The organism is Streptomyces sp., from assembly GCF_035563135.1.
In the GTDB taxonomy this organism is placed as follows: Bacteria; Actinomycetota; Actinomycetes; order Streptomycetales; family Streptomycetaceae; genus Streptomyces.
The window spans coordinates 1-8,303 of the sequence record NZ_DATMVN010000591.1 but is presented as its reverse complement, the minus strand read 5'-3'; the positions used below and the strand labels follow the sequence as shown (position 1 = coordinate 8,303).

The window sequence follows — 8,303 nt, the reverse complement described above, 5'->3', positions numbered from 1 at the left end:
GGCGGAGGCCGAGCCCCCGTTCATAGGAGCGGGGCGCCCCACCGGGGGCCCGGCAGCGCGGCCGTTCGCCGCTGGGTCACCACCTGTTCGGGTACCGCCCCCTGCCTGACCGACAGCTCCAGGCCCACCACGTGCTGTCTGGGCCGACCGTGAGCTACCGGTCACCGGGTTCACGAATCCGGTCGCCAGGGGCGGAGTGGAGCCTCCTCCGGGTACGACAGGGCTCTGACCCGGTTGGGGCGACGGCGCGGTCGGCGCGGTCGCCGGAACCAGCGGGGTGGCGACGCTGTTGATCTCTGTCGATGTGCCCGTGTCCAGAACAGGTGTTACCGCCGCTGGCGTCTCATAGCCATGGCCGTTCGCCGGAGAACCATGGCTGCCTGTCACGACGTGCTCCGTCGCGCCCACGGAAACCTCGCGGCCCGACGAGGTGGAGTCGGGAGACGATGAGGAGTCCGACCCGACCGGTCGACGTCCGTCGCCCTGCGGCCGGGGCATAGCCACATCGAGCTTCTTCTCGAAGCGCGGCGGCTCCTGTGCCGCCAAGGTCTCCTCCGAGACCGCGTAGTACGAAGCCAGCCGGTTCGCCTGGTTGATGGCTTCCTGGCGGTGCTTCTCGACCTTCAGCGCCGCCTCGTACTCGGCGTTGCCCTCGATCCGCTTCGGGGTCTCGATCTCGTCGGGGGACTTGCGGACGGCGCGGTTGTCGCGGGGCGGGAGGGAGTTGCGCACCGAAGCGAGGCCCGTACCCGCGACCGTGATCTGTGTCCCGGCCACGTCCGCGAAGTCGCCCAACTTCTCGGCATGGGTGGCCAAGCCCCTGCCCCAGTCGCGGAAGGCTGTTCCGGAATCGCCCTCCCAGTCGACGGACTCGATGAATCCCCGCAGTTCCCCCGCCGCTTTTTTGATCGCGTCCCTGGCCTTCCAGAGTGCCTCGCCCGCGCTCTCAAGATCCTCCGGTTTGGAGTTCTCGATGAGGTCGATCATCGCGTTGAGCTGATGACCCTCGAAGGAAGTCCTGCCCGAGGAACCGGAGCCCCCGAAGAACTCCATCGCCCCCTGCATCACGCGGCCGACGTCCGTGACGAGCAACTGCCCCTGGACGCGGGTCTCGTCCTGCTGCTGCTGTTCCGCGGGGGTCAGTTGCGGCTGCGTCCCGGAAGCCGTCTCCGGCTGCTTCGGCTCACTCATTCGGCTGCCCATCCCGCGTCACTCTGCTTGTCGGCATTCTGCTCAGGCTTGTCCTTCTTCTCGCCCTGTGCCCGCTCGCGCTCCGTGCCCAGGCGCGTCTGGATCTCGTAGAACCGCCGTCGCGTGTCGTCGTCCACGTTGTCGAAGCCGACCGCCGCCGCGTGCACGCCGAGGTTCAGGTACTCGATCTGGTCGCTCAGAGACTTCGAGAGCGTGACGAGTGACTCATGGACCCGGTTGTACTGGGTGTAAAGCCCATCCGCTTCTGCGAAGCATGCGTTCTGGCCACTGAAGGAGGTACGCGACACCGATTGCGCCGCAACCTCCGACTTGCCGGCCGGTGAACTCTCGAGGTCTGCCAGCAACGCGTTCACGCTCTTCTGGAACGCCTCGAGGGCGCCTACGCCCTTGCGGAGATCCCCTTTGCCTTCACCCACGTTGCTGCCCTTCCCCGTTCCCCCGTTTGCACAGTCCACTTCGCGTTGCTATCGCACCCGCGTGAACAGCGCTGGCTTCATCAAATCACTCTAGCCAATGGCACTGACGGCACCAACCGCCTTGTCCATCGCCTGACTTCCCCGGCGTCACCTGCCGCCCGGCTGCCCCTGCCGCTTCTGTCTGTCGCGCACGGCCACGGCTGTTCCCGCTATGGCGGCGACCAGAACTGCTCCGCCCACCACGACGTAGGTCGCGAGCCGGGCGTTGCGTTGGTCAGCGGTCTCGCCGAGGTGGACCGCTGCGGGGACCGGCGCCTCGCCCTTGTTCAGTCCTTCGTGTGCCACCGGCTTCTCGATGGGCTTGTCGTCCTCGGTCAGCGCGCGCACAGGGTCGACGACCCCCCAGCCGACCAGCCGGTCGTGGCCCGCGATCGAGCGTTCCGCCGTCTGCTGGATCTGGGCGACGATCTGCTCCTGCGTCCAGTCCTCGTGCTTGGCCTTGATGAGGGCCGCGACCCCGGCGACGTAAGGGGCCGAGAAGCTGGTGCCGTTGTCGGAGCAGTGCCCCCCGCCGGGAACCGTGGAGATCATGTCCACCCCGGGCGCCGCGACGCCCACGAAGTCACCGGACTGGGAGAAGGCCGCCCGTTCGTTGTTGCGGTCCGAGGCTGCGACGGCCAGGACGCCGGCGTAGGAGGCCGGGTAGGTCTCCTTGACGTTTCCGCCCAGCCCGTCGTTGCCGGCGGAGGCGACGATCACGATGTCCTTGGCGAGGGCGGCGTTCACCGCCTGCTCCAGGCGCGGTGTGGGCTTCACCGCGTCGGCCGTGTCCTGGGAGATGTTGATGATGTCGGCGTCGGCCTGGTCCGCGGCGTAGCGGATGGAATCGGCCAGTGTCTCCGCGGTTCCGTGGCCGTCGGCGTCGTTCTGCTGGATCGGGATGATCGTCGCGTCCGGGGCCAGGCCGGTGAAACCGGTGCCCTTCGCCTCGCGCGCGGCGATGATGCCGGCGACCTTGGTGCCGTGGCCGACCAGGTCGGTGGTGCCGTTCTCCTTGCCGCGTTCGATCGTGCTGCCGTTTTCGTCCTTGAGGTTCTCCGGCAGGTAGTTGCGGCCGCTCGCGGTGTCCACCGCCTTGGTGAGCTGAGGGTTCTTGACGTCGACGCCGGTGTCGATGACGGCCACCCGTACGCCCTTGCCCGTGGACTGCTCCCACAGCTCGTCCATCAGCACGCGTTGCAGTGCCCATGGACGGCCCGCGTACTTCTTCGAGGGAAAGGTGCACCGGGTGGAGTCGTCCGCGGCAGCCGAGGGCACCGGCAGTGCGGCGAGGAGGACTCCGGTGGCGGCCGCGGCTGTCAGCAGCCGCCGGGAGCGGGTGGAAGTGGGGGGCGTGGTCACGTGTCGCTCCTCACGAACCCTGCGGCTGGCGCGCGGCGCCGGTCGACAGGCGGGGGCCCGTGGGCAGGAAGGCGGACCAGGCGGCGGGAACGGGTGCGGGATCGACGTCCTTGTACCCGAGCCGGTTCTGCGCCTGCTGTGCCTCCTGCTGACTCCGCTCCCTCTCCTCCTTCGTGCCGGACTCACCGATGCCGGCGTCGTCCTGCGCGCTGTCGCCGTTGGACTGCATGGCATAGCGCAGGCCGGTGTCGGTCACCAGGAACAGAGGGCCGGACCCGGGGCTGGATCCCTTGAACTGCCGGAAGAGCTGGCCGGAGCCGGGGGTGACGTAGGCGCTGCTCGAACCGGTGGGGAGCGTGGCGGGAAAGCTCGTGCCCACCCAGGTGCTGAGTGTGCCGGCACCGCTCTTCTCCGAGACGCCGCGCAGGACGTTGCACACGGTGTTACGGCTTCCGCTCTCCGCGCTCGCGGAGTTGACGGGAGTGGCTTCGCTCGCGGGCCAGTCCCTCTCCTGCCCGAACGCCTCGCCGGGTTCGAACGCTCCGGCGCTGACGGGCTTCGCCTTGCCGTCCTGATCGAGGCCGACCAGGGCGCTGCTGCTGAGCAGGAGCTTGGCGACGAAGTCGGAGACGGGGGCGACCCTCCCCGGCAGGACCACGTACTGCTGGGTCCTCGTGCCGGAGGTCGCGGCGAGGACCATGCCCACCTTGTCGTCCTCGGGCTGCAGCTTCCCTGGAACTCCCGCGTCGGTACCGGGAGTTCCCTCGATGACCGGGAAGGTGACCTCGTCCCCCATGTGCAGCGTGGCGAGCCAGTCGGCGGACACCCGCTGGGGGTCACGGGCCTGGTCGACCAGGGTGCGCAGCAGCAGCTCGTCGTTCTCCACCGGATACGCCTTGCCCGTGGCGTCCACGAGGTAGCGCGTCCGGTCCGGGCCCGGGCCTTCGACGTACATCACCTCGCCGCCCCGCAGCCTGCCCGCGCCCTCGGTCTTCTTCTGCTCGTGTTCCGCGAAGACGAATGCGGCCTTCTGGATGGCCCGGCCGCCCTCGCCGGGCCGCTCGCAGACGGCCCAGCGCTTCGTGGAGCCTGCTTCGCTCCTGTCGGGCAGGCGGTCCGGGGCGTACGGGATGCCGAGGGTCGCCCCGTGCGGGATCTTGCCGCTGTCGAGGACCGACTCGTCGACGTTGACGACCTTGCCCTTGTCGGGAGCGAGGAGGAGCTTGGCGCTGGACATGTTCAGCACCGGGTGGAGCTGGGTCCTGCCGTCGGTCTTCAGCACCACGTAGCGGGTGGTGGACTTGCTGGCGATGATGACGTTCTCGTAGGGCGTGTCCCAGTTCTGGGGTGCTACGGGCTTGAACATGCCCCAGGCTCCGAACACCGCCAGGACCACCACGCCGACGATCGCTCCGGGCACCACCGCGCGAAGAGGGCGTGGCGCCCCCTCTTCCGAGCCGGACGGGTGGGGCTGCAGGAACTGAGCGACCAACCTCCGCTTCGCGAAGGTGTAGGCGTTGAGTTCGTCCCGCCGTGATGCCATGTGCGCGCTGCCCCTTCTCCCCTGTGGGCGACCAGGTTCCCACACCGGCCGTGGACCGCTGCTGCCGACCGGCACCCCTACTATGCCTGTTGGCACTTGGCTCTCCCCGCTCAGGTAGGGTGATCGCCCGATCAACGCCCGTGAAAAAAACGGTGAATAAGGACACGAGGGGGCAACGCGGCGATGGGTGCAGCGACGGGGGAACGCGCGCGGCGGTCCACCCACCGAACGCCCGGCCCTTCCCGGAGGCAACGCAGCAACGGGCCGGACGGAACGGCTCCCCAGCGGTCGGCGGACGCCCCTGCGGCCACCATTCTGCGTTCGATCTCCAGGACCGGTCGCGTCGGGCCCGCGCTGCGTCAGATGGTGCTCGTCGAGGCGGCTCTGGCCGTCGCCGTGGTGGGCGCCGCCCTCGGTGGTGTGTGGCTGGTTCCCGCCGGCGTGATCGCCTGTCCGCTGATCCTCCTCGCGGTGGTACGCCGCCGGGGCCGGGCCGTGCAGGACTGGCTGTCGACGGTGGCGTCCCTCCGCCGCCGCAGGCGGACGGCCGCGGCGGCTCCCGCCGCCACGGAGCCCCAGCTGGCCCCCGTGGCGGAGAACGTGCCCGGATTCGCTCCGTACATCTATGTGGACGGCGCCCGCCGCACGGTGGGCATGGTCGGGGACGGCACGTTCCTGACCGCGGTCGTACGGGTCGAGGCGAGCGGTGAATCGCTGCGTCAGGCGATGGGGGCCCGGGCGCTCCCGCTGTCCCTCCTGGGCGACGCGCTCGCGGTGGACGACATCGTCCTGGAGTCCGCGCAGCTCGTGCAGCAGGTACGGCCCGCTCCCGCGCCGCACCTGCCGGAACGGTCGGTGGCCCGGCTCTCGTACGCCCCCCTCCAGGACCGGACCGGGGCTCCCGCGCTCCGGATGACCTGGGTGGCGGTGAAACTGGACCCCGAACTGTGCCGGGAGGCCGTGGAGGCCCGGGGTGGTGGGATCGGAGGGGCTCAGCGCTGCCTGGTGCGGGTCGCGGACCATGTGGCGAGCCGGATCACCGGTGCCGGGTTCCGGGCCTCGGTGCTGGACCAGGAAGAGCTGAACTCCGCCGTGGCGACGTCCGCGTGTGCCAGTCCCCTCCTGTCGGCGCGTGTCGGGCGTCCGGATGCCGCGCCGCAGCGGCGGACGGCGGAGACGCCGCGGGTCTGGCGCTGCGACGACCGCTGGCACACCACCTACGCGGTGGACCGCTGGCCCGAACTGGGCCGGGGGGCCACCCCGCTCCCGCGGCTCGTCTCGCTGCTGACCTCGGTGCCCGCGTACGCGACGACGGTCAGCCTGACGGTGCGCCGCGGTGCGCACCGGGGTCACGTGTCCGTGCGGGGCCATGTCCGGATCACCGGCGGCTCCGACACCGAACTGGTCGGCGTACGAAGGACGTTGGAGCAAGCCGCACGGCACGCCGAGGTCGGCCTCGTACGGCTGGACCGTGAACAGCTGCCGGGCGTCCTGGCGACGCTTCCGCTGGGAGGCGCGCAGTGACGAAGCGCATCGCTCCGAGGCGGGGGCTGCTGGGCCCCCGTCATGCGGGCCACACCCTGGCGGCGGATCACCTGGGCGCACTGCCGTTGCCGGTGGGGGACGACGGGGTGATCATCGGCGACGACGCCGAAGGCCGCCCGCAGATGATCGGCTTCCACCGGCCCACGCCGTACGACGTCCTGCTGATCGGCGGTCTGTGGACGGCACAGGTGCTGGCGCTGCGCGCGGCCGCCACCGGCGCGCGGGTGGCGGTCGAGACGGGGCGCACCCAGGCGTGGACCACGCTGGCACAGGCCGCGGGCGCCGGCCTCGAATGTGTCTCGCTGCACGACGTGGGCCGGGTGCCGCCGACCGGGGCGGCCGTCGGCAGCCCGGTGATGGTGGTGCGCGACTGCGGCATGCGTCCGCCTCGCGGCCGGGTGGTGTCCTCGCCCTGGCAGTCGGTGCTGACGCTGCTGCCTTATCTGAGCCCGGTGGCCCCTCGGTTGATGCGGGCGGCGACGCTCGTGGGTGTTCAGCGGGTGTCGCCGGCGGAGGCGGAGCAGATCGGCCGGATCCTGGGGCTCACGCGGACCGAGAGTGAGGCCCTGCCCACCCTGGCGGACGGTGTCACGCTCTGGGTGGCGGGCCGCGAACGCCACTGGGTGATGACGAGCGCGACGGATGTCGAGACCGGATTGCTGGGCACTGCCCGCAGGATGGACTGAATCCTGTCCCGTTCGCCCCCGGACTGCGCCGCTTTTCAGGATCATGGCGGGGAACGACACGGTTCGACCGAAGGGACGTGCCCATGGGCACCCAGCAGGAGAAGGACGAGCTCTACGCTCTCGACATCTCGGATGTGGAGTGGCTGAGCGCACCCGGTACGGAGGAGGTCGAGGAACGGGTCGAGATCGCCCACCTCCCGGGGGGCGCGGTCGCGATGCGCTCGTCGCTGGACCCGGAGACCGTACTGCGTTACACGGAGGCCGAGTGGCGTGCGTTCGTCCTGGGCGCGCGGGACGGTGAATTCGACCTCAAGTAGGTGATGGCACGGTGCGGGGGCGGCTGTCAGGGACTGCCGCCCCTTCATCGTGCCCGGTGGTGGTCCGGTGCGCGGTTGTACCACCCCTTCCTCCGTGTTCTGCCCCGCTCGTCACACTCGACGGCCGGACGTGACCTACGGGACAGCCGCCCGTGGGCGATACGGCCTGCCGTAGTACGGCCCATGGCGATTAGGGTGGGTGGGGCGCGGCAGAGGAACCTGCGGACAGGCACTGCGCGTCGCAAGGGGGAGAGCCGGGCGGACCGGTCAACGGGAACGGTCGCCCCCACCCACCACGGCACAAGGGTGCTCGACCACACCAGGAGGCAAAGTGAACGGCGATCGGGACGAGATCAGCGGGGGATGGAACACGCCCGTCGACGAGTCGTCCGACGCGGATCCCGCCGAGATGACGGGTGAGTTCACCATCGACTACACCCCTCCCGCCTGGTACACGCAGAACGCGCCGGGTGACTCGTCGGGAGGGGCGGGGTCGCATCTGGCGCCCCCGCCGCCGCAGGGGGCACCGCTGTCCGTACCGGGACCGCAGTCCTCCGGTGGCTTCGAACCCGGCTGGCCGCCGGCTCCGGCAGCGTCGTCCGAAGCCGCGTCGGCCGCCTCCTCCGAGCCGCCCTCGCCGTCTTTCGCGCCCGTCCCCGCGGCACCTCCGGCTCCGGTCTCCCCCTCGGCGGGCTCCGAAGGGCCTGACGCCGTGGGCGGTGCGCCCGGCCCGTTCGGTGGCGGCGATGTGGAGAGCGGCGCCACCATGCGGTTCTCACCTGCCGCACTGAAGCAGGAGATCGCGGAGCACGAGGCCGCCAGGGCCGGGGCCGCCGCGTCCGGCTCCGGCGATTCCGCCGAGCCCGCCCCTTCGGCCACAGCCCCCGAGGGCACGGACGGGGGCACGGACGAGGGCGCGGTCCCGGCCGGTCCGGCCGGCGAAACGGATCCCGGCGAGGCCGACGGGACCGGTGCCCCGGAGGCGGACGCCTCGCAGGATCCCGCACAGGTGACCGGCGAAGAGCCGGAGACGGACGACTGGCCGGCCGAGAGGAAGACCGACGGGCCCGCGGACTCCGTGACGGACACGGCTCCGGCTCCGGCCGGCACACCACCGGCCGGAGCGCCGTCCCCCGGCACCGCGGCCGCCGCCGAGGCGCCCCAGGCTGCCGGGCCGTCGAAT

The 8,303-nt window shown here is 70.9% G+C and carries 8 protein-coding genes; 4 read left to right on the top strand and 4 right to left on the bottom strand.

What is annotated here, in order from left to right; all coding sequences use genetic code 11:
* The 4 genes from VN520_RS26445 to eccB form a co-directional block, all read right to left on the bottom strand.
* A partial coding sequence (locus tag VN520_RS26445; RefSeq protein ID WP_325749455.1) for a hypothetical protein occupies nucleotides 1-1,191 on the bottom strand: 1,191 nt, incomplete at its 3' end.
* Complete coding sequence (locus VN520_RS26440; protein WP_325749454.1) at nucleotides 1,188-1,628, bottom strand: hypothetical protein; 441 nt, start codon at nucleotides 1,626-1,628, stop codon at nucleotides 1,188-1,190. The genes VN520_RS26445 and VN520_RS26440, both read right to left, overlap by 4 nt.
* A gap of 147 nt (nucleotides 1,629-1,775) precedes the next feature.
* Nucleotides 1,776-3,029, bottom strand: a complete 1,254-nt coding sequence (gene mycP / locus VN520_RS26435; RefSeq protein ID WP_325749453.1) for a type VII secretion-associated serine protease mycosin — start codon at nucleotides 3,027-3,029, stop codon at nucleotides 1,776-1,778.
* A 10-nt stretch (nucleotides 3,030-3,039) separates the two neighbouring features.
* On the bottom strand, nucleotides 3,040-4,572 hold the full coding sequence (gene eccB, locus VN520_RS26430) for a type VII secretion protein EccB (RefSeq protein WP_325749452.1): 1,533 nt from the start codon (nucleotides 4,570-4,572) through the stop codon (nucleotides 3,040-3,042).
* 183 nt (nucleotides 4,573-4,755) lie between these two features.
* On the opposite strand from eccB, the gene eccE reads away from it, so the two are divergent.
* From eccE to VN520_RS26410, 4 genes are all read left to right on the top strand, one after another.
* Nucleotides 4,756-6,096, top strand: a complete 1,341-nt coding sequence (gene eccE / locus VN520_RS26425) for a type VII secretion protein EccE (RefSeq protein WP_325749451.1) — start codon at nucleotides 4,756-4,758, stop codon at nucleotides 6,094-6,096.
* Nucleotides 6,093-6,803, top strand: coding sequence for a hypothetical protein (locus VN520_RS26420; RefSeq protein WP_325749450.1), 711 nt, complete (start codon nucleotides 6,093-6,095; stop codon nucleotides 6,801-6,803). The genes eccE and VN520_RS26420 overlap by 4 nt, the downstream gene beginning before the upstream one ends.
* Nucleotides 6,804-6,886: 83 nt before the next feature.
* The gene (locus VN520_RS26415; RefSeq protein ID WP_325749449.1) at nucleotides 6,887-7,120 is read left to right on the top strand and encodes a DUF397 domain-containing protein; all 234 of its coding nucleotides are present in this window, start codon (nucleotides 6,887-6,889) and stop codon (nucleotides 7,118-7,120) included.
* A gap of 331 nt (nucleotides 7,121-7,451) precedes the next feature.
* A partial coding sequence (locus tag VN520_RS26410) for an SCO5717 family growth-regulating ATPase (RefSeq protein ID WP_325749448.1) occupies nucleotides 7,452-8,303 on the top strand: 852 nt, incomplete at its 3' end.

What these genes read in the sequence shown, in the direction of transcription:
- VN520_RS26415 (WP_325749449.1), top strand. Translation starts at nt 6,887, where the DNA reads ATGGGCACCCAGCAGGAGAAGGACGAGCTCTACGCTCTCGACATCTCG.
- eccE (WP_325749451.1), top strand. Translation starts at nt 4,756, where the DNA reads ATGGGTGCAGCGACGGGGGAACGCGCGCGGCGGTCCACCCACCGAACG.
- eccB (WP_325749452.1), bottom strand. Translation starts at nt 4,572, where the DNA reads ATGGCATCACGGCGGGACGAACTCAACGCCTACACCTTCGCGAAGCGG.